The sequence below is a fragment of the Agrobacterium tumefaciens genome, from assembly GCF_013318015.2.
GTDB classification, from domain to species: Bacteria; Pseudomonadota; Alphaproteobacteria; order Rhizobiales; family Rhizobiaceae; genus Agrobacterium; species Agrobacterium tumefaciens.
The window spans coordinates 201,454-221,422 of record NZ_CP115843.1 but is presented as its reverse complement, the minus strand read 5'-3'; the positions used below and the strand labels follow the sequence as shown (position 1 = coordinate 221,422).

The following is a 19,969-nucleotide window of genomic DNA, read 5'->3' as shown; positions in this document are numbered from 1 at the left end:
GTCCGACATCATCCCGTCGAGGAAACGCCATGCCAGTCACTTATGAATTTCGCGAAAAGCGCGCGATCATTACGTTCGATAACCCGCCACTGAACATTTTCGGACAGGCGATGCGCGCCGGGCTGAAGGACGCGATTGCACGGGCGCGGGGCGATCGTCCCGAGCGCCTGATCCTCCGGGGCGCCGGGCGCGCCTTCGTGGCCGGCTCGGATGCCAGGGAATTTGACGGGCCGGCGCTATCGCCGCATCTCAACGACATTCTGCTCGAGCTGATCGCACTGCCCTTCCCGACAATCGCCGTGATCACCGGTCCGGCCCTCGGCGGCGGACTTGAGATTGCGCTCGCCTGCCGCGCACGCGTGGCATCGCCCGGCGCAAGCTTCGGCCTGCCGGAAGTGACGCTCGGCATTGTGCCGGGCGCCGGGGGCACCCAGCGCCTGTCGCGCCTGATCGGCGTTGCGGAGGCTGCCGATCTCATAGGCCAGGGCCGCACCATTGCGGCATCAGAAGCGTTTCGTCTCGGTCTGGTGGATCTCGTCGACGACGATCCTATGGCGGCGGCGCTCGCCTTTCCGGCCGATCTGCTGGCGGATATGAACGTCGCCGATCATCGCCCTGCCCCGGCTTCTAATGCCGAGGCCATTGAGGCCGCCCATACACTGGCATACCGCCGCGCCACGGGGCAGAACGCCCCGCATATCGCCATTGATCTTGTTGCCGCCTCGGCCACCGATCCGCTAGACGCCACGCTCGAGCGCGAACGCGCGGCCTTCCTGCAGTTGCGCCATTCCGCCCAGGCCGCGGCCTTACGCCATGTCTTCTTTGCCGAGCGGGCAGCCCAATCGCAGGGCAAGGCGTTCCCCGCGCCGGAGCGACCGCTGTCAAGCGCCATCGTCGTTGGCGGTGGCCTGATGGGCGCAGGCATCACCTATGCCCTGACACTGTCTGGTCTGCGCGTCCATGTCGTCGAGACGGATGCCGCGGGTCAGGCGCGTGCCATGGTCAACCTCGACAAGTTGATTGCCCAGGGCACCGAGCGACGCGCCATCCGTGATGCCGAGGAGTTTCGCAGCCGGCTCAGTTTCGGTGCCGGCTTTGCCGATCTGCCGCCGGTGGATCTGGCAATCGAAGCCGCTTTCGAGAACATGGACGTCAAGAAATCGATCTTTGCCGACCTTCAGACGGGTCTGTCGGCCGATACGGTTCTGGCGACAAACACTTCCTATCTCGATGTCGACATCATCGCCAAAGGAATCGTCAACCCGGGCCGCTTCCTCGGCCTGCATTTCTTTGCCCCGGCACATGTGATGAAGCTGCTGGAGATCGTCCGCAGCAGGACCACGGACGCGGCGACGCTGGGCAAGGCCTTTGCCCTGTCGAAGCAGTTGAACAAGATGCCGGTCCTTGCGGGCGTCTGCGACGGCTTCATCGGCAACCGAATTCTGTCGCGCTACCGGCATGCCGCCGACGTGATGCTGATCGAAGGAGCCACCCCGAAGGCCGTCGATGAGGCGATGCGCGATTTCGGTATGGCGATGGGCCCCTACGAGGCACAGGACATGTCCGGTCTCGATATCGCCCATGCCAACCGCAAGCGGCAGAACCCGCGCGAACGCACCGATATCCGCTACGTACCGATTGCCGACCACCTGGTCGAAGTCCTCGGCCGGCTCGGCCGCAAGACCGGGGCCGGCTGGTATGATTATGACACTGCCGGCAAGCCGGTGGAGTCGCCGGTCGTCACTGAGGCGATCTTGCAGGCGAGCAAAAAGGCCGGCATCCGGCGAGAGACCATGGACAAGGCCGGACTCGCCGAGCGCGCCATTCTCGCCATGGTCCTTGAAGCGACGGCCATCCTCGAAGAAGGGATAGCTCAGCGTCCGCAGGATATCGATCTGGTTTTGATCCACGGCTACGGCTTCCCGCGCTTTGCGGGTGGCCTGATGCATTTTGCCGACCAGATGAGCCTTCCAGTCATTCTCACCAAGGTCGAGGCGCTCGCCGCAGCCGACCCGCGCAGTTGGAACATTCCCAGTCTCCTGCGGCAGCTGGTTAGCGACGGCCACAATTTTGAAAGTATCAACCGTGACGGAGCCTTTGCATGACCGACGTCTTCATCTGTGACTATATCCGCACGCCGATTGGCCGCCACGGCGGCTCATTGGCGAAATTGCGCACCGACGATCTCGCCGCCCTACCGCTGGCCGAGCTCATGAAGCGCAACACGGCCATGGACCCCACAGCCGTCGAAGAAGTGTGGATGGGCTGTGCCAACCAGGCCGGTGAAGACAACCGCAATGTTGCTCGCATGGGGTCGCTGCTGGCCGGCCTGCCGGACAGCGTTCCGGGCGTCACCGTCAACCGGCTGTGCGGCTCGGGCATGGAAGCGATCATTTCCGGCGTGCGCGCCATCAAGGCGGGTGAAATGGAGCTGGTCGTCGCCGGTGGTGTCGAAAGCATGAGCCGGGCCCCCTTTGTCTTGCTCAAATCGGAGAGCGCCTTTTCGCGCTCCATCGCCATGGAAGATACGACGATCGGGTGGCGCTTCATCAATCCGCGTATGCGCACCCGCTACGGCACCGACTCCATGCCGGAAACCGCGCAGAATCTGGCCGACGACATGCAGATCGACCGCGACGAGCAAGATGCCTTCGCGCTTGCCTCGCAGCAGAAGGCCGGGGCGGCGATGGCATCGGGCCGCACGGCCAGAGAGATCATGCCGGTCGCAATATCCGTCGGAAAGGGCAAGGAAGTGCTGTTCGACCGCGACGAGCACCCGCGTCCCGAGACGACACTTGCCGATCTGGCGCGGCTGCGGCCAATCACCCGCACCGACGGTTCGGTGACGGCGGGCAATGCCTCGGGCGTCAATGATGGTGCCGCTGGACTGATCCTCGCCTCGGAAGCCGCCGTCAAGCGCCATGGCCTGGAGCCAATCGCACGGATCGCCGCTGGCGCCTCCTCCGGCGTTACGCCACGCATTATGGGTTACGGCCCCGTGCCGGCGGTGCAAAAGTTGCTGTCGCAGGCCGCTCTCACCACTGCCGAGATCGATCTCTTCGAACTGAATGAAGCCTTTGCCGCGCAGGTTCTCGCCTGCCTGAAGGGGCTTGGCATTGCGGCAAACGATTCGCGCGTCAATCCTAATGGCGGCGCGATAGCGTTCGGCCACCCGCTCGGCATGTCGGGTGCGCGCATCACCGGCAGTGCGGCACTCGAACTGTCGCTCGGAACGGTCCGGCGCGCCGTCGTGTCGATGTGTGTCGGCGTCGGACAGGGCGTTGCCGTGCTTCTCGAACGGGTCTGACTGCACCAAAAGCTACCACGAAAGGCCCGCAGCTTGGCAGTGCTGCGGGCCTTCTTCTTGCATTCCGGTCCTTCACCAGACGTCGGTCCCGGCGAAAAAGCCAAGCCAAAAAGACTGCCTTGGCTTTCTAGAATCCGGGCAAAGCCGATGGGAGATACGTTGTGCGGTCAGCGCCCAAGGTCAATTAGGATCTTCAGATGGGTGCCCGCCGGATCGAGAAGCGCGTCAAAGCCTTCCTTGGTGGCGGTGTCCAGTTGAACCGTCTTGGTCACCACCTTCTGGGCCGGGATCTGGCCAGAGGCGATCAGGCGCATGACACGCGGCCACATCTGGGCGGTGTATGCCCAGGAACCGCGAATATCGATGTCCTTGAAGGTGACGTTGAACCAGTTTACCGGAGCTTCGCCAGCATGCAGGCCGATCTGCACCACCGTACCGCGCTTGCGCACAGCATCGACGCAGGCCTGCAGGGCCAGCGTATTGCCGACGCATTCCAGCGCGACGTCACACCCGACATTCCCTTCGGTGGCAGCGCGGATCACATCACCTACACCCTGTTCGCGCGGATTGATGGTGACGACATCCGGGATAATCTTCTTTGCAATGGCAAGCCGGGTTGCGTTCGGATCCGAGACGAAGAGCTGAACCGCTCCTGCCGCGCGCGCGGCCAGAAGCGTCAGGAGGCCGATCGGGCCTGCGCCGGTGACCAGCACCGAATCACCAGCTTTCACACCACCACGATCAACGCCATAGACCGCAACCGCGGTCGGCTCGACAAGCGCGGCATCTTCGTCGGAGAGGTTGTCGGGCACCTTGTAGACGTTAAAGCCCTTCAGCAGGCTTTCGCTCGCCATTCCGCCACCGATCCACGAGAGGCCCGCCAGTTGCAGTTGGTCCGACAGGTTGAAATGGCCAAGATCAGAATAGTAGTCACCGCCGCGCGGGGTGATGAACGGCTGGACCGAGACACGATCGCCAACCTTGACATGCATGATATTCTTGCCGACCTTGGTGACGACACCACCATATTCGTGGCCGAGAACCTGCGGCTGGGCCGTCTTTCCTTCAGCATCTTTCGGCACAAAGATCGGGCCGTAAGCATATTCGTGCAGATCCGTGCCGCAGATGCCGACAAAGCGGTTCTTGATCACCACCTCATCATCAGCAGGATCTGTCGGCAAAGGGATGTCTTCGACCCGCAGGTCCTTAGCAGCGTGAAAGCGCAGAGCCTTCATTTCGGATACCTCCTCCCAAGTTGTCCTATGACGCAGCAATTACAGGCTGCGGCTGGAAAAGTAGAAGCACAGCCGCTGGATTGGACAACTGTCTCTTCTGCGACGGGACCGCATCGCGAGCATGGAGCAATCGGGCAATGGGCGAGGTCGCAGCTGCCTGTTATGCAAAGCCAAAACCACAGACATGGATGGCACAAATGAGCCTTGATGCCGAAACGCTCGCGCAGTTTCTCGACACACTCGACCGCTTCGTCAGGGAGCGGCTAATCCCTAACGAGGACAAGGTTGCCGAAACCGATCTGATCCCGCCGGATCTCGTTCAGGAGATTCGCGACATGGGGCTCTTCGGTCTGTCTATCCCGGAAGAATATGGTGGTATTGGGCTGACCATGGCCGAAGAGGTTCAGGCCGCCTTCGTGCTCGGTCAAACCTCGCCCGCCTTCCGCTCGCTGGTGGGCACCAACAACGGGATCGGATCGCAGGGCATCATCATTGACGGCACGGACGAACAGAAGGCGGCTTATCTGCCGCGTCTCGCCACCGGCGACCTGATTGCCTCCTTCGCGTTGACAGAGCCGGAGGCAGGTTCGGATGCAGGGTCGCTGCGCACCTCGGCACGGCGCGAAGGCGATCACTACATTCTCAACGGCACCAAGCGCTACATCACCAATGCGCCCCGCGCCGGCCTCTTCACCGTCTTTGCCCGCACAGACCCCGAATCCAAGACATCGGCCGGGGTGACGGCGTTTCTAGTCGAGGCGGGAACGCCGGGTCTAAGCCTTGGGCAGGTCGACAGGAAGATGGGTCAGAAGGGATCGCATACCTGCGACGTCATCCTTGAAGATTGCCGTGTTCCAGCGAGCGCCATCATAGGCGGCTCCGAGCGCGAAGGCCTTGGCTTCAAGACAGCAATGAAGGTTCTAGACCGTGGCAGGCTGCACATCTCCGCCGTTTGCACCGGAGCTGCCGAGCGGCTCATCCGCGACAGCCTGCGCTATGCCATGGAGCGCAAACAGTTTGGCGAGGCGATCGCCGAGAAACAACTGATTCAGGCAATGCTGGCCGATAGCAGAGCCGAGGCGTTTGCTGCGCGATGCATGATCGAGGAAACGGCCCGCCGCAAGGATGCCGGTCAGAACGTCTCGACGGATGCCGCCTGCTGCAAGATGTTTGCCTCTGAGATGGTCGGCCGGGTCGCCGACCGCGCCGTTCAGATCCACGGTGGAGCCGGCTATATTGCGGATTACGGGATAGAACGCTTCTACCGCGATGTGCGCCTGTTCCGCATCTATGAAGGCACGACGCAAATCCAGCAGATCGTCATTGCGCGCGGGATGATCAAGGAAGCCGATCTCTGACCTGAGGGACAGGCAGGACAAAGCCGCAGGGGTGGTGACGGGCGATGCCCGCAAAATCGGGCTGCCATCAGCCAGCGCCTGCTGGAAGATGGATTCCGAGTTATCACCGTTGATATTGTACCGCCCGATGACCCGGCGCTTCAGACCAACACCGTCGTTGCCGATCTTTAACAGAGACATTGCCGAAGCGGCCTTCGCCGAGATTGCCAAGCGCCATCCGGTCAGCGTCCTTCTCAACAATGTCGAAATCGTCCAGCCTGCGCTGTTTGACGATGTTGCGGTTGGTGATTTCGACTGCATCCTCCATCTCAAGACCCGTACCTGCCTAATCGCAGGCCTGCATGCGCCAGCGCGGCACTGGTCGGATCGTCATGAACACCAGTCGTGCACGCTCGGCTAGGAAGGGCCCAGCCTCTACAATCGCTGGCGCGGACATGGGCGCTTGAGCTTGGGCGCGACGGGATTACCGTCAACTGCGTGGCGCCAGGCCGATTGCGACCAGCGCATTCTGGCAGAACAATCCGCCGGACGCCAAACGCACGCAGAAGATCACCTCCACCATTGCGGTAGGCCGGATGGGCACTCCGGACGATGCGGCCAATGCCGTCAGTTTCTTTTGTGGTGACCGCGCAAGCTTTGTCACCGGCCAAGCCTTCTATATCTGCGGTGGCGTTACCGTAGGAATAGGGCGTAAGGAACTTAGCGCAGACAGGGTGTCCGACGCTGTCTCGCGCGAGAAAACGAGCATCGGACAACGGGTAACAGCCTGTAGCATAAGAGACAGTTTACCGCGGCTTCACGCTTGTTTTAGCTTGATCGCGAGCGGGGATCCGGGAGTGGTCCCGCCCATCAAACAGCGTGGGAGGAGAGGTCGCTATGCCCGAGACATTGAAAATTGCCTTCATCAAGGCCCGTTGGCATTCTGAAATTGTCGATCAGGTACTGAAAGGCTTCGAAGCAGACATGGCAGCAGCCGGTCGCAAGGTCGCCATTTCTGCCTATGATGTCCCCGGCGCCTTCGAGATGCCGCTGCTCGCGAAGAAACTAGGCGAGACCAAGCGCTTCGACGCGATCGTGGGGGCCGCTCTGGTTGTCAATGGCGGGATCTATCGGCATGAATTCGTGGCGCAGGCTGTCGTCACCGGCCTCATGGATGCCCAGATGGCAACCGGCGTCCCGACCTTTTCCGTCAGCCTAACCCCGCATCACTTCCACGATTCCGAGACCCATCATGAATTCTACTCCGATCATTTCGTGAAAAAAGGCGCCGAGGCCGCGAACGCAGTGCGGATGGTGGCCGATCTCGCGATCTAGGGCGGCACCACGACGATCGATCGGCAAGAGCGTGATCGGCACCTTGCCTCAACGATTGAAGGTACAGCGATGAGATCGTTTCCCGCACCGTAGCGGGCAGATCTGACTACAAAGGAGACTTGCGATGCTCTCTGTTCTTCCAAACCGATGCGTAGCGACCCTAAACGATGTGCCTCTAGCGCTCGAAGCGTTTCAACGCGGTGATTTCATAGTCCTGCTGGACCATCGTGGCCAAGCCTATCTTGCGCTGTCCGAAGAACAGGCGACCGTTTCTTCCATCGCGCGGATGCGTGCGACTGCAAAAGGCGTCGTCACTCGGGTGGCAGAAACCGAAGCGGCTGAGGCTACGGACCCCTTTCCAACCCTTTTCGCTGATCCGGCCGGTGTGATGCTCCGCGAATATATGCCAGAAGCGATGCTTGATGTTGCTCGGCTGGCTGGACGTTCTCTCTCGGTTCTGGTTTGCGAACTGGTCTATAGCGGCAACCTTGAGACAACACAGGCCAAGGGCGTTCCTGTTGTGACGATTGAGGCGCTGGTACTGCATCGCCGTCGGCATGAATCAGCGCTCGATCACGTTGCAGTGGCCGATTTGCCGACTCCTCATTCCGCTCACCCATTCCGCGTGCATTCTTTTACAACTCAGTTTGACGGGATAGAACATCTGGCACTCATGTCTCCGGGCACCTCGCGCGAGCCGCCTCTGGTGAGGTTACATTCCGAATGTCTCACCGGCGATGCTTTTGGTTCGCTACGCTGCGACTGTGGCCCACAACTGAATGAGAGTTTGCGCCGGATAGCAGCCTCTCCTGGGGGCTTGCTGATCTACCTTCGTGGGCACGAAGGCAGAGGCATTGGTCTAGCCAACAAGATGCGCGCATATGCTTTGCAGGATAAGGGGCTAGACACGGTAGAAGCCAATCGCGCCCTGGGACTACCCGACGACGCGCGTGACTATTCTCATGCAGCCGAGATACTGCGCCGTTTGGGTTATGATGGCATCCAGTTGCTGACCAACAACCCCGAAAAGGCTAGAGGCCTTAGACGTCATGGAATTTCGATCTTGAAGGTGGAGCCATTGGTCATCCCGCCGAACCCGTTCAACGCCCGCTATCTGGACACGAAGATGAAAAAATTTGGTCATAGCTTGCTGGTGGGGACCTCCGACCGCGTCGGTCAAGCTAACAACCAATGAAATTCGACACACGGTGGCAATCCTCAGGGAATGTCGAAAGGAATAGGTGATCGGCGAACAATTTTCACTCATCGGAAGGCCGGTAAGTTTCAATGCCTCCCGTATCGCAACCAATACGATGGATTAATAACTCGGGAAGTCCGGCGCTTTCCCGTACATAACTGCGCGACCGAAAACTGAAATTTAGCTGTCAATGGGTTCGAGGCGAACCCATTTTCTCCCCACTCGAGTGTCAATCGAAAGTTCCATCAACCGGGGCGACGGTAAACTGCAAATCCAGAACCTTCGCCATGGACAGTGATCTGCGTCCGCGTCGTATACGCACGAACAAACATCCTTCGAACTGTCAGACTCTCAGAGCACCTTCTCGAACTCCGGGAGCAGTTCGAAGAGATCCCCGACGAAACCGTAATCGGCAACCTGGAAAATCGGTGCTTCTTCGTCCTTGTTGATGGCAACGATGACCTTCGAGTCCTTCATACCGGCCAGGTGCTGGATAGCACCGGAAATACCAGCAGCAATGTAAAGCTGGGGAGCAACAACCTTGCCGGTCTGGCCAACCTGCCAGTCGTTTGGTGCATAACCGGCGTCAACCGCCGCACGCGATGCGCCAACGGCCGCGCCCAGCTTGTCAGCAACCGGCAGAATGACTTCCTTGAACTTTTCCGACGAGCCGAGTGCGCGGCCACCGGAGATGATGATCTTGGCAGATGTCAGTTCAGGACGATCAGACGATGCCAGCGCGTCTGACACGAAGGACGATACGCCTGGGTTTGCCGCAGCAGCGATCGCTTCAACAGCAGCGGAACCACCGGCCGGCGCCGCAGCGAAAGATGCCGTACGCACGGTGATGACCTTCTTGGCGTCAGTTGCCTGTACGGTCTGGATGGCGTTACCGGCATAGATCGGGCGCTTGAAGGTGTCAGCGGAAACCACTTCAGTGATTTCCGAAACCTGTGCGACGTCGAGCAGAGCTGCAACGCGCGGCGCAACGTTTTTGGCCGATGCGGTCGCAGGTGCGATGATGACGTCGTAGGAACCGCTCAGCGAGACGATCAGCGCAGCAAGCGGTTCTGCCAGCTGGTTTGCGTAGGACGCGTCGTCAGCAAGCAGTACCTTGGCAACGCCGGACAGCTTTGCTGCTTCATCGGCGGCAGCCTTTGCACCGGAGCCAGCCACCAACACATGCACGTCGCCACCAATCTTGGTGGCTGCCGTCAGCGTCTTGGCGGTCTGGTCGGAAAGGGTTGCGTTGTCGTGTTCTGCCAGAAGAAGAATGGCCATAATAAAATCTCCCTTATCCGTCTCTTACAATACGCCGTCGGCCTTGAGTTTCGATACCAGCTCTGCAACCGAGCCAACCTTGACGCCTGCCTTGCGGCCAGCCGGTTCTTCGGTCTTCAAAACCTTGAGGCGCGGCGCAATATCAACACCCAGATCGGCCGGGGTCTTCTTGTCCAGCGGCTTCTTCTTGGCCTTCATGATGTTTGGCAGCGACGCATAACGTGGCTCATTGAGGCGAAGGTCGGTGGTCACGATAGCAGGCAATTTCAGCGAAACGGTCTGCAGGCCGCCATCGACTTCGCGGGTCACGGCAACGGAGCCATCAGCGATCTCGACTTTCGATGCGAAGGTGCCCTGACCCCAGCCGAGAAGCGCTGCCAGCATCTGGCCGGTCTGGTTGCTGTCGTCATCGATTGCCTGCTTGCCGAGGATAACCAGATCCGGTGTCTCCGCGTCGACCACGCCTTTCAAAAGCTTGGCGACTGCCAGCGGCTCAACCGTTTCATCTGTTTCGATCAGGATGGCGCGGTCGGCACCCATGGCCAGCGCCGTGCGCACCGTTTCCTCGGCCTTGGCCGGACCGATCGACACAACGACCACTTCTTCGGCCTTGCCAGCTTCCTTCAGACGAAGAGCCTCTTCGACAGAGATTTCGTCGAACGGGTTCATCGACATTTTAACGTTGGCAAGTTCAACGCCCGTGCCATCGGATTTCACGCGAATTTTCACGTTGTAGTCGACAACTCGTTTGACCGTGACCAAGATTTTCATGACTATTATCCTCCGATGCTCGACGAGCTCGCGCCCACAGATCGTCTATTGCACCCACGTCCACAACTGTCCGTCTGCGACATTGTCTTGTGTCGGCATTGGTTCTTGAAGGACGACACAAGAATTCACAAAGTCCCGCAAAGCGATTTCGCCTCAACTTAAACTCAATCAAAGCGGTTGAACGGGTCTTTGATTTCCAGAATTTGCCTTGCTGGGACGGACGGCCGGTGGCAAAATCTCTGATGTTATGCGGCGATTTTTGGATGCCCTTGTAGCCAGTTTTCTCATCCAAAGTGGAGATCGAGATCGAACGGGCGGGACTTCATACGCTTCAAGTTCGGTAAAGCGTTTTAACGCTTTCTACGAGACTCGAGCGATCCAAATCGAAGTAATCCGATACCTCCACTATGTGTTATCAAGACAACACCCACTGGTATCGAAACGCCAGTGAGTGTTTGAAGCGCATTTCCGTAATGGGGAGATGGCGCCGCGGTGATTAGAAGCGATACGCGACGCCCAGCATCGCGAATGGCTGCACATCATCCTTGACGATTGGACTATCCTTGGCGTCACCCATCAGGAAACCAGCACCGGCTGCGCCAGTCACAAGCCAGTTTTCAGTCATCATGTAGGTGACGGAAGCCTTGACGTCGACGCGCTTTACACCCGCTTTGGCGTCGTATTGTGCCAAGCCTGAAGTTACCGATTGAGCTCCCGTGACACCGAAATACGACTCCATATGCTTGTCGTCCGCCCAGGTGCCGGAAACATCGGCGGAGAAGATAAAGCGTTCGTATTTATACGACGCCTTAGCACCGACGGTGCCCGTCAACCCATCGCTGCCCCCGATCGTCTTGTCAAGCTTCGCATATGCCTGAAACGGGCCGACATCGTAACTGATGATGCCGCCGATAACGCCACCGGGATCGATATCGCCAAGGCCGCGCAGATAGTCGGAATCGTCTTCCTTGCGTCCCATCTCATAGCCACCCTTGACGCCGACCCTGAAGCCATTCGCCTCATAGAGATCGACGGTGACACCTGTGATATCGACGCTGATGCGCTCGCCGAACTCCGCCGAGAAGATCGGGAACGGATTGACGTCGAACTTGTCCGATCCTTCGTATTCCGGCATGTAGATTGCGCCTGCGCCGATCGTGACCTTCCAGTCTGCCAGCCTGTCACGGAAGTCCCCGTAGCGTGCTGTGTCGAACTGCTGCGGCGGAGACACGACAGCATCACTCGTATCTAAGTCGGCCGCGTGGACGACCATCGGCAGGGAAGTCAAGGTGCCTGCAAACAGGACGGTACGAGCCATGCCGCGGGGAAAACGGGTGGCGTTTGCTCGCCAAGGGCGGGATGTGTGTCTGGTCACGAAAAACTCCTGGGATTGGATATTGTGAGGCCCGCCAAAGAAGCCGGGAACATGGGTTGAAGATTTGATCAGGTGCACCCCACGTCGGGTCGCGCCATAGCGCTGGCGATCGCGGGGAAAATTCCTTCAAGTGTTGACAAAAGCTTCGCTACAGCGGGCGATGTGCTGGAATAATAGATGGTTTGTGCGTCACGCCGCGTTTCAACCCACCTGCCGCGACGAAGCTTCGAAAGATGCTGTGACAAAGCGGACTGGCTGAGACCCACAAGGATCGAAAGCTCACCAACCGAATGCTCCCTCTTGGTCAGCAATTGCAGGATCGAAAGACGTTTCGGGTTTGCGGCGGCAGACATGAACGCCGCCGCCTCGACGCAATGGCGCTGTAGCCTCTCTGTTTCCATTATTGTTTCCCCTTTTAGAGAGCCCTACCCTGCTTTCGAGTTGTTGCTACTCTGGCGAGGAAGAATTGCGGCAACATTACAAGGTGGTAATGTGGCCGAGATTTTAAGACGGACGGAAGGTCTGGGGTTTGGCCTTTGCTCCGTCCGTCCTACCGACCGGCAAAGCCTGCCGATTTTAGAACGTTGATGTCTGTTGAGTGGGGGTCTTCGGCTGCTTGTCGGTCCACTCTGGCGGTGCGCCGACCTTGTCGGCGACGATACCTGCGAGACCCGGCGACCGGCCGAACGCATCACAGGCTGCGTATTTAGGCTTGCCGCCAAGTGCGGAATTCATCCGTTGCGCAGAGGGCAGCGAGAGGTCGAGGCCATTCGGCTCTTTTCCGCTAACGAGCATGCGCGAGAGGTATTTTCCAAAATTTGCGGCGAGACTGTAGGCGTCCCCGACCTCTGACACACGGGCATTGTTGGTGATCGAGTTGGCGCCCTTCGACCAGACGACAGCTGCCCGTTGGGTGCCGCTGATGTCTATAGCCTCGGCTTCGACCGCAAGCCCACCGAGCCCGACAGGCAGTCGAGGAATCCCGACCGGCAGGGCGAGGCTGCTGCCAAGCGAAACCGCGGTCGAAACACCGGCCATGGTCTTGTTGGTCGCGACAATGTCGGTAACGACAGTTCGGACAATCAGATCGGCAGGCTGACCCGTGGGCACGATCTGGTACTTATCGCTGAGCGAAACGCAAACGGCACGGTCAAGGGCGTTGGAGACCAGTGCCCTGTCTTGCGGTGACTTAATTCGCGAGGTGGCATCAAAGGAGAAAGTCGTCGGTACGATCGAGACTGTTCTCACGCCAGATAGGCCCTGTGCATCAACAAAGGTGCGCGATTTGGTAAACTTGCCCTTCGGCGGGCTGAGCTGGCTATAAGACGTCAACGTCCCGCCCTCCTTTAGAGGAACGGACGTGCAGCCGGCGAGAAGAGCTGCCGTTGGCAGGACAAGCCACGCCAACCGCAAGCGATGCCTGCTCATTTTGTCTGCTCCGGAAACCGTCGCTTCCGGACCGTGTCTGTTGTTCACAATACTGTCCCCTTGCTGATCGCAATGGGCGGAGGATGCGCGACAAGAATTGCGGCAACATTACAGGAACTGAAACGGAAACACTTCCATACTAGCCAATCGTTTGCAGCGGTCGGTCCGTTGACGTGCTACAAGCAGATTGCAAACGTCGTCCCAGCAGAAGAACTGTCGATCGTCACTTTTCCGCCATGGCGTGAAACGATCTGCCTGACAAGCGCCAGACCGAGGCCTGCTCCCTTGCTCCTGGGAGTAACCCGGTAGAAGGGCTCGAATATCAGATCCTGCTGGTCTTTCGGGATACCCACCCCCTCGTCAGAGACAGCAATCACTGCGTCAGGAGAGACGGAGACGACGATAGCGCCGGTATTACCTCCGTGATCGATCGCGTTGCGAACGAGGTTGGTGATCGCTCGCGTGAGCGCTGATGGGCTGCCTTTCCGCTTTAGGGTCTCGATGTCACCTTCGAACGAGATGTCATAGCCGGCCGCGATTGCGACCGGGGCGAGATCTGCGACCACTGTCCGCGCTATGTCGACGAGATCCATAGTTTCCTGCAGGTCATCGGTCTGATCGTTGCGCTCGAAGGCCAGAAGCTGTTCGGCCGTATCGGCAAGGCGGGCGACATCGTCGAGGAGGCGCTGTCGCTCCTTACCCCCATCCATCCCTTCTATGCGGGTCTGCATGATGGTGATCGGTGTCCTCAACTCATGCGCGGCATCAATCAGGAATCGCTGCCTGGCCAGGAACTGCTCTTCAAGTCGTTCCAGCATGCTGTTGAAGGCAACGATCAGTGGCGCAACCTCTTTGGGCACCTTGCGGACCGGAAGCCGCGTCCCCGGGCGACGGGGATCGATTTCCGGCGCCATTTTAGCGACGTCTTTCAAGCCTGCGAGCCCTCGACCGACGATGCGCGGGATCGTCAAAAACAATGCCGGCAGGGCGATTACCAGCAGTGGGACATAGATCGGCGCCAAGCTGGTCAGCATCGTCAGGATATTGTCGGTCGTGCTGGTATTGCCGCCGTACATGACGCGGACTTCACCGAGCGGGGTTTCGATGGCGTCGATCGAGGCTTTTTCCTGCGTTCCGCTCGCTCCTCGAATGTCGCCATCTCTTATCAAACGAATATAGGGCGCGAGACCCTGATAATAATCGGGTGTGGTGCCGAAGCTCACCAATTGCCCGTCCTGAGTGGCAGCTACAAACCATAGGCGGTCGTTCTCGGCCTTGAACGAGCGAAGTTGGGCGCTCTCCTCGATGACGAGCCGTCCTTGTTGATCGCGCGTGAGAGAGTCTTCGAGCGCATGCGTCAGCCTGTCCTTCAGTCCGACGTTGGGCGAGAGGATCATTGCGCCGTAGACGCATAGCCCCACAATGACGGCTGCCACGACAGCGACAAAAACGAGGCTGAGTTGCCAGCTGAGCTTCCACCAGAGCGAGGAGTTTGGTCGGGTCATCTCCATCAGACCTCATCCTTCAGCAGATACCCGACACCCCGGATATTATGAACGGATACGCCGGCGGAAGAATCGGACAGGCGCTTGCGCAGCCGCGAGATATGGGCATCGAGTGCGTTCGACTGGATCTCTTCCTCGTAATTGTAGACGGCCGCCTCAAGGACGGATCGCAGCACAGTCTTGCCCTGTCGTTTGGCGAGCGCAATCAGCACCAGAAGTTCACGGCGCGGTAAATCAAACGGACTGTTGTCCATCGTCACCGTGAGATTGAGCGGATCGATCGTCATGCGCCCGACGACGATCTTCTGTTCCACCACGGAAGCTGGACGGCGAAGCACGGCGCGTACACGTGCCATCAGTTCGTCGACGAGAAAGGGCTTGCCGAGATAGTCATCCGCTCCGCCGTCAAGGCCTTCGATCCGCTCCTTGGGATCGTTTCGGGCGGTGAGGACGATCACCGGTGTGACCACCCCTTCCCGCCTGAGCTGGGGAATGAATGTCAATCCCTCGCCATCGGGCAAACGACGGTCCAGAAGGATTGCATCGTAAGTGTTCTGTCGCGCAAGCTCGTGAGCATCCGCAAGCAACATTGCATGGTCGATGACCACACCCTGTTTCTCAAGCGCCGCCGTCAAGGCATCCGCCAGATCCTTCTCATCCTCTACCAATAGAAGTCTCATTCTGTTCACCGCCCTTTCAAAGTCCTCTTTTCTACCCTGAATGTTGCGGCAGGATTACGTAACCCGGATCGCGACCGGTAATGCTGCTGCAATTGTCGGAGCCTAAAACCGTGAACTCACAGTAAGCGAGGGGATCTTTCAGTGGTCATTTCGCGTCCGGTCGAAAGGATATGAACGATGGCATTCAGGTGGACAACGCGTATGGTCAAGGCGAGCCTTCTACTCGTCGGCTGCAGTCTCACTGTCATGTATCTTGCTTCCGCAGGCGGAACAGTCGATGCGAACGAGCGGCTGGAGTATGTCGTAGCGTCCGTGAGCCAAGTCGCCAAACCTCTCGAACTCACACAGACCGAGGTGGCGAAAATCGAACGCGCCTCAATGGTCGAGCGGCTACGCGTCAGCGGCGAGCTTCAGCCGGTCACCCGGGTGGTGATGCGGGCTAAGACGGGAGGCAATATCCTCGACCTCGCCGTTCGTGAAGGTGAGCGCGTCAGGGCTGGTGACATCATTCTCAAGTTCGAGACGGACGATCTGCAATCGACGCTGCTGCAACGTGAGAGTGATCGCGACGCGGCTGCGGCCGAATTGACACTGGCGATGCAGGCGCTGAACAGGATGGAGCAACTTGCGGCGGGAAACGTCGTCTCGAAAGAGCAGCACGAAAAGGCGAAGAGTGAGGTCTCGTCCAATACCTCTAAAGTCCGGAGCCTTTCCGCACAGGTCGATATCGCCCGCGTCGCTCTTCGCGATGCGGACATCACCGCCCCCTTCGACGGCGTTGTTGCGAGCCGTGTTGTCGAGGCGGGCTCGCGGGTCAGCGCCGACGCTGAACTGCTGACCATCGTCGATACCAGCATTCTGGAAGCGAAGGTTCTGGTTTCCACCCGTGACATTGTACGCGTGGCGGCAGGCCAGACCGTCCAACTTCAAATCGACGGCATGGAAGGCCAGACGCTTGAAGGCAGGGTCGCCCGGATCAATCCGGTCGCGGACAACGGCACGCGGTTTGTGCCTGTCTATCTGCGACTTTCCAATCACGACGGACGGCTCTGGGGCGGAATGTTCTCCACCGGTTCGATCCTCGTTCGGGAAAAGACAGATGCGCTCGTTGTCCCGGCGATATCCCTGCGCAAGGACGAAACCGGTGACTACTTGCTCAAGCTGCACAACGGCCATCTTCAGCGCCAGTCCGTAACAGTTGGACAGACCTGGAACGGCGGCAGCCTGATCGAGATCGCCGATGGCCTGGTCGATGGAGACACGATCGTGACCGTACCTCTGCCCGAGTTGCGACCGGATGTGGCCGTGACCCTCGACAGGGCCGGCTGACATGTTCCTGACCCGCATCTCCGTCACTCATCCCGTCTTCACCACCATGATGATGGTAGCCCTACTGGTGATGGGCGTCTTCTCGTTTCAGCGGCTGGGGCTCGACCAGTATCCCAATGTCGACGTTCCGATAGTCGTCGTGATGACGACCTATCCCGGCGCCACACCGGAAACCGTCGAGACGGAGATCACCCGCCCGGTCGAGGACGCGCTGAACGCCATTGGCGGGCTCGATGAGATTACCTCGACGTCCTACGAGGGGCGCTCTGTCGTCACGGCCAAGTTCAAACTTGAAGTGCAGGGCGCGGCGGCCGCGCAGGATGTGCGCGACAAGGTGGCAGCGCTCGAAGCGGAGTTTCCCGACGACGTCGACAAGCCAATCGTCTCTCGGTTCAATCCGTCCGACCAGCCCATCCTCTCCATCGCCATCAGCTCGACGTCGCTGGACGTCCCGGCCCTGACGATGATCGCCGACCAGCGCGTCGTTCGCCAATTGACGACAATTTCAGGCGTCGGTCAGGCAACGCTGGTGGGTGGACAAAAGCGCCAGATCGACGTTTCCATCGACGATACCCGAATGCGGGCGCTGGGCGTTGGCATCAACGATGTGATCAATACTCTTAAATCGGGCAACCAGAACAGCCCGGCCGGGAGCGTCATCAGCACCTTCTCCGAGCGCACGATGCAGGTACAGGGCCGGATCGAGCAGCCGCAAGACCTGCTCGACATGGTCGTCGCCCGTCACGGCGGGGGCCCGGTCTACCTGCGTGACGTCGCGACCATCTCGGATGGTGCGGCCGACGCCGAGAGCCGGGCGCTCTATAATGGCGAAACGGCGCTCGCGATCGATATCATCAAGGTGCAGGACGCCAACACCGTGCAGATTGTCAATGATGTCCGGGCGCGTCTCGATCAACTCAACACAGAACTCGCCACGCATAACGTCCAGCTCCGCGTCGTGACGGATGCCTCGACGGCGATCGAAGAATCGGTGACCCAGGTACAGGCGACGCTAATCGAGGGCGCAGCACTCGCCGTTACGATCGTTTTCCTGTTCCTTAACTCTTGGCGCAGCACCGTCATTACCGGCCTGACGCTTCCCATCGCTATGCTTGGAACCTTGGCGGTCATCAGCTTTCTGGGGTTCACCCTCAACACGCTCAGCCTGCTGGCATTGACGCTGTCGATCGGCATTCTGGTGGACGATGCTATCGTCGTGCGTGAGAACATTACGCGCCATCTTCACATGGGCAAGTCACACTTTCGCGCGGCACTGGACGGCACCAACGAAATCGGACTTGCGGTCATCGCCACAACCTTGAGCATCGTCGCGGTTTTCCTGCCGGTCGCTTTTATGGACGGGATCGTCGGGCGCTTCTTCTACGAATTCGGCGTAACGGTTTCTGCCGCAGTGTTAATATCGCTCTTCGTCGCCTTCACGCTCGATCCGATGCTGTCGAGCGTCTGGTACGATCCCGATGCGCAGCCGGATGCAAAACGCGGACCTATCGGGCGGCTGATCGCGCGCTTCGATCACGGCTTCGAATGGCTGGCCAGCAAGTATCGGAACGTGATCGGCTGGACGTTGCGCCATCGTTTCGTGACGCTCTTGGCAACCGTCGGCATCTTCATCGGCAGCCTGTTCATGGTGCCGCTGGTCGGCGCGGAGTTTGCGCCCGGCGCCGACGAGGGCCGGTTCCAGATCAACGTGACAGCGCCGGTTGGCTCCTCCCTTGACTACACCGCAACGAAAGTGCGGCAGGTCGAAAATGCGCTCAGGGAGTTTCCCGAGATCGAGACGATCTATTCGACGATCAACACTGGGGGGACCGTCGGCAAGCACCGCGCCGCAGTGCTGGTGCGCCTTGTGCCTTTGGAACAACGGAAACGGACCCCGCTCATGCTGGCAAACCCGATCCGCGAGCGACTGTCCGTCATTCCGGGCATCGAGATCGCCATCGTACAGGAAGGGCTGGGCGGCGGCGACAGCCCGATCCAGCTCAGCGTGCTTGGAGACGACCGCGCGATCATTGAGAAAATCGCCTCGGATCTTGCCGACGACATGCGCAAGATATCAGGTATGGTCGATGTGAATTCGAGTGCCAGGGAAGTGACCTCCATCCTTTCGGTGCGCCTGAAGCGCGAGGCGGCGAGTGATCTCGGCATGACGAGATCCGATCTTGCCGCCTCGCTCTCTCCGCTGGTCGGCGGCGAGGAGGTCTCGAACTGGACAGATGCCACCGGCGAAACCCACGATATCGTTGTTCGCCTGCCGAGCGAGCAACGCGCAGACGGTGCGATGATTGGCGAGTTGATGCTAACAACCGGGCGACTGGATGCAAATGGAGCGCCAATCCTGGTCCAGGTCGATCAGGTTGCCGATATCAAGGCCGTCCCGGCGGCTTCCGAAATCCGCCGCCTCGACAATCGCCGGGAGGTGCTGGTGTCCGCCGATGTATCGGGCCGCACGCTCGGCGACGTGACCAGCGAATTGCAGACGCTGATCGCCAACCGAGATTTGCCCGATGGCTACCTCATCCGCTTTGGCGGGGAATCGGAGAACATGCAGGAAACAATGGGGCATATGGTGACGGCACTCGCGATGGCGGTGATCTTCATCTATCTGGTATTGGCCTCGCAGTTCAGTAGTTTCCTGCAACCGCTTGCCATCATGGCAGCCCTGCCCCTCTCGCTCGTCGGCGTGCTTCTCGGACTCCTGATCGCCGGAAGCACGATCAACATGTTCTCGCTGATCGGCTTCATCATGCTGATGGGCCTCGTCACCAAGAACGGCATCCTGCTGGTCGACTTCGCCAATCAGGAGCGCCGACGCGGTCTTTCGCTCAACGACGCCCTGATCAGCGCTGGCGCCATCCGCTTCCGCCCGATCGTCATGACAACGCTGGCTATGATCTTCGGCATGATCCCGCTCGGGATGGCGGTGGCTGGCGGCGGTGCGCAGCGCGCTCCCATGGCCCATGCCGTGATCGGTGGGCTGATCAGTTCCACCGTCCTGACCCTGATCGTAGTGCCGATGATCCTTTCCTATATCGACAGCATCACGCGGCGCCTGGCCCGCTTCATGCCGAAAGCGCCCGACGATCATGACGATCAAACAATATACGCCGGCACCCTGGGCGGTTATACCGAACAGCAGCCGGGAACGGCATCATCCTGACCCTGCCGGG

General features: G+C 59.6%; 17 protein-coding genes. 9 read left to right on the top strand and 8 right to left on the bottom strand.

What is annotated here, in order from left to right; translation table 11 throughout:
* The first annotated feature begins 29 nt into the window (after positions 1-29).
* Positions 30-2,105, top strand: coding sequence for a 3-hydroxyacyl-CoA dehydrogenase NAD-binding domain-containing protein (locus tag G6L97_RS24265; RefSeq protein WP_174004011.1), 2,076 nt, complete (start codon positions 30-32; stop codon positions 2,103-2,105).
* A complete protein-coding gene (pcaF, locus tag G6L97_RS24260; protein ID WP_174004009.1) occupies positions 2,102-3,307 on the top strand; it encodes a 3-oxoadipyl-CoA thiolase in 1,206 nt (401 codons plus the stop codon). The genes G6L97_RS24265 and pcaF overlap by 4 nt, the downstream gene beginning before the upstream one ends.
* A 167-nt stretch (positions 3,308-3,474) precedes the next feature.
* Here the strand turns inward: pcaF and G6L97_RS24255 are convergent, their stop codons facing one another.
* Positions 3,475-4,542: a 2,3-butanediol dehydrogenase gene (locus G6L97_RS24255; protein WP_065706086.1), complete on the bottom strand. Its 1,068-nt coding sequence runs from the start codon at positions 4,540-4,542 to the stop codon at positions 3,475-3,477.
* Positions 4,543-4,739: 197 nt separating this feature from the next.
* Between G6L97_RS24255 and G6L97_RS24250 the strand changes: the two genes are divergently transcribed.
* From G6L97_RS24250 to ribA, 5 genes are all read left to right on the top strand, one after another.
* Positions 4,740-5,900: an acyl-CoA dehydrogenase family protein gene (locus tag G6L97_RS24250; protein WP_065706138.1), complete on the top strand. Its 1,161-nt coding sequence runs from the start codon at positions 4,740-4,742 to the stop codon at positions 5,898-5,900.
* 34 nt (positions 5,901-5,934) lie between these two features.
* Complete coding sequence (locus G6L97_RS28175; protein ID WP_198927208.1) at positions 5,935-6,300, top strand: hypothetical protein; 366 nt, start codon at positions 5,935-5,937, stop codon at positions 6,298-6,300.
* A gap of 73 nt (positions 6,301-6,373) precedes the next feature.
* Positions 6,374-6,826, top strand: a complete 453-nt coding sequence (locus G6L97_RS28170; protein WP_198927213.1) for an SDR family oxidoreductase — start codon at positions 6,374-6,376, stop codon at positions 6,824-6,826.
* A complete protein-coding gene (locus G6L97_RS24240; protein ID WP_065706084.1) occupies positions 6,777-7,214 on the top strand; it encodes a 6,7-dimethyl-8-ribityllumazine synthase in 438 nt (145 codons plus the stop codon). The genes G6L97_RS28170 and G6L97_RS24240 overlap by 50 nt, the downstream gene beginning before the upstream one ends.
* Before the next feature lie 124 nt (positions 7,215-7,338).
* Positions 7,339-8,409, top strand: coding sequence for a GTP cyclohydrolase II (gene ribA, locus G6L97_RS24235; RefSeq protein ID WP_065706083.1), 1,071 nt, complete (start codon positions 7,339-7,341; stop codon positions 8,407-8,409).
* Positions 8,410-8,763: 354 nt separating this feature from the next.
* On the opposite strand, the gene G6L97_RS24230 is transcribed toward ribA, so the two are convergent.
* The 7 genes from G6L97_RS24230 to G6L97_RS24200 form a co-directional block, all read right to left on the bottom strand.
* Positions 8,764-9,693 (bottom strand): electron transfer flavoprotein subunit alpha/FixB family protein, encoded by a 930-nt coding sequence (locus G6L97_RS24230; RefSeq protein ID WP_065706082.1) that lies wholly within the window; start codon positions 9,691-9,693, stop codon positions 8,764-8,766.
* Between the two features lie 24 nt (positions 9,694-9,717).
* Positions 9,718-10,464 (bottom strand): electron transfer flavoprotein subunit beta/FixA family protein, encoded by a 747-nt coding sequence (locus G6L97_RS24225; RefSeq protein WP_065706081.1) that lies wholly within the window; start codon positions 10,462-10,464, stop codon positions 9,718-9,720.
* A gap of 496 nt (positions 10,465-10,960) precedes the next feature.
* Positions 10,961-11,782: a MipA/OmpV family protein gene (locus tag G6L97_RS24220; protein ID WP_065706080.1), complete on the bottom strand. Its 822-nt coding sequence runs from the start codon at positions 11,780-11,782 to the stop codon at positions 10,961-10,963.
* A 125-nt stretch (positions 11,783-11,907) separates the two neighbouring features.
* Entirely contained in the window at positions 11,908-12,240 is a 333-nt protein-coding gene (locus tag G6L97_RS24215; protein ID WP_065706079.1) for an ArsR/SmtB family transcription factor, read from the bottom strand.
* A gap of 175 nt (positions 12,241-12,415) precedes the next feature.
* Positions 12,416-13,267, bottom strand: a complete 852-nt coding sequence (locus G6L97_RS24210) for a DUF3313 domain-containing protein (protein ID WP_065706078.1) — start codon at positions 13,265-13,267, stop codon at positions 12,416-12,418.
* A 176-nt stretch (positions 13,268-13,443) separates the two neighbouring features.
* The gene (locus G6L97_RS24205) at positions 13,444-14,781 is read right to left on the bottom strand and encodes a sensor histidine kinase (RefSeq protein ID WP_174004050.1); all 1,338 of its coding nucleotides are present in this window, start codon (positions 14,779-14,781) and stop codon (positions 13,444-13,446) included.
* Positions 14,778-15,452 carry a response regulator transcription factor gene (locus G6L97_RS24200; protein WP_065706076.1) on the bottom strand — a complete coding sequence of 225 codons (675 nt, stop codon included), beginning with the start codon at positions 15,450-15,452 and terminating at the stop codon, positions 14,778-14,780. Before G6L97_RS24200 ends, G6L97_RS24205 begins: the two co-directional genes overlap by 4 nt.
* A gap of 177 nt (positions 15,453-15,629) precedes the next feature.
* Between G6L97_RS24200 and G6L97_RS24195 the strand changes: the two genes are divergently transcribed.
* Together G6L97_RS24195 and G6L97_RS24190 are read left to right on the top strand one after the other, a co-directional pair.
* Positions 15,630-16,781, top strand: a complete 1,152-nt coding sequence (locus tag G6L97_RS24195) for an efflux RND transporter periplasmic adaptor subunit (protein WP_065706075.1) — start codon at positions 15,630-15,632, stop codon at positions 16,779-16,781.
* A gap of 1 nt (position 16,782) precedes the next feature.
* Positions 16,783-19,959 carry an efflux RND transporter permease subunit gene (locus tag G6L97_RS24190; protein ID WP_174004007.1) on the top strand — a complete coding sequence of 1,059 codons (3,177 nt, stop codon included), beginning with the start codon at positions 16,783-16,785 and terminating at the stop codon, positions 19,957-19,959.
* The last annotated feature ends 10 nt before the right edge of the window (positions 19,960-19,969 follow it).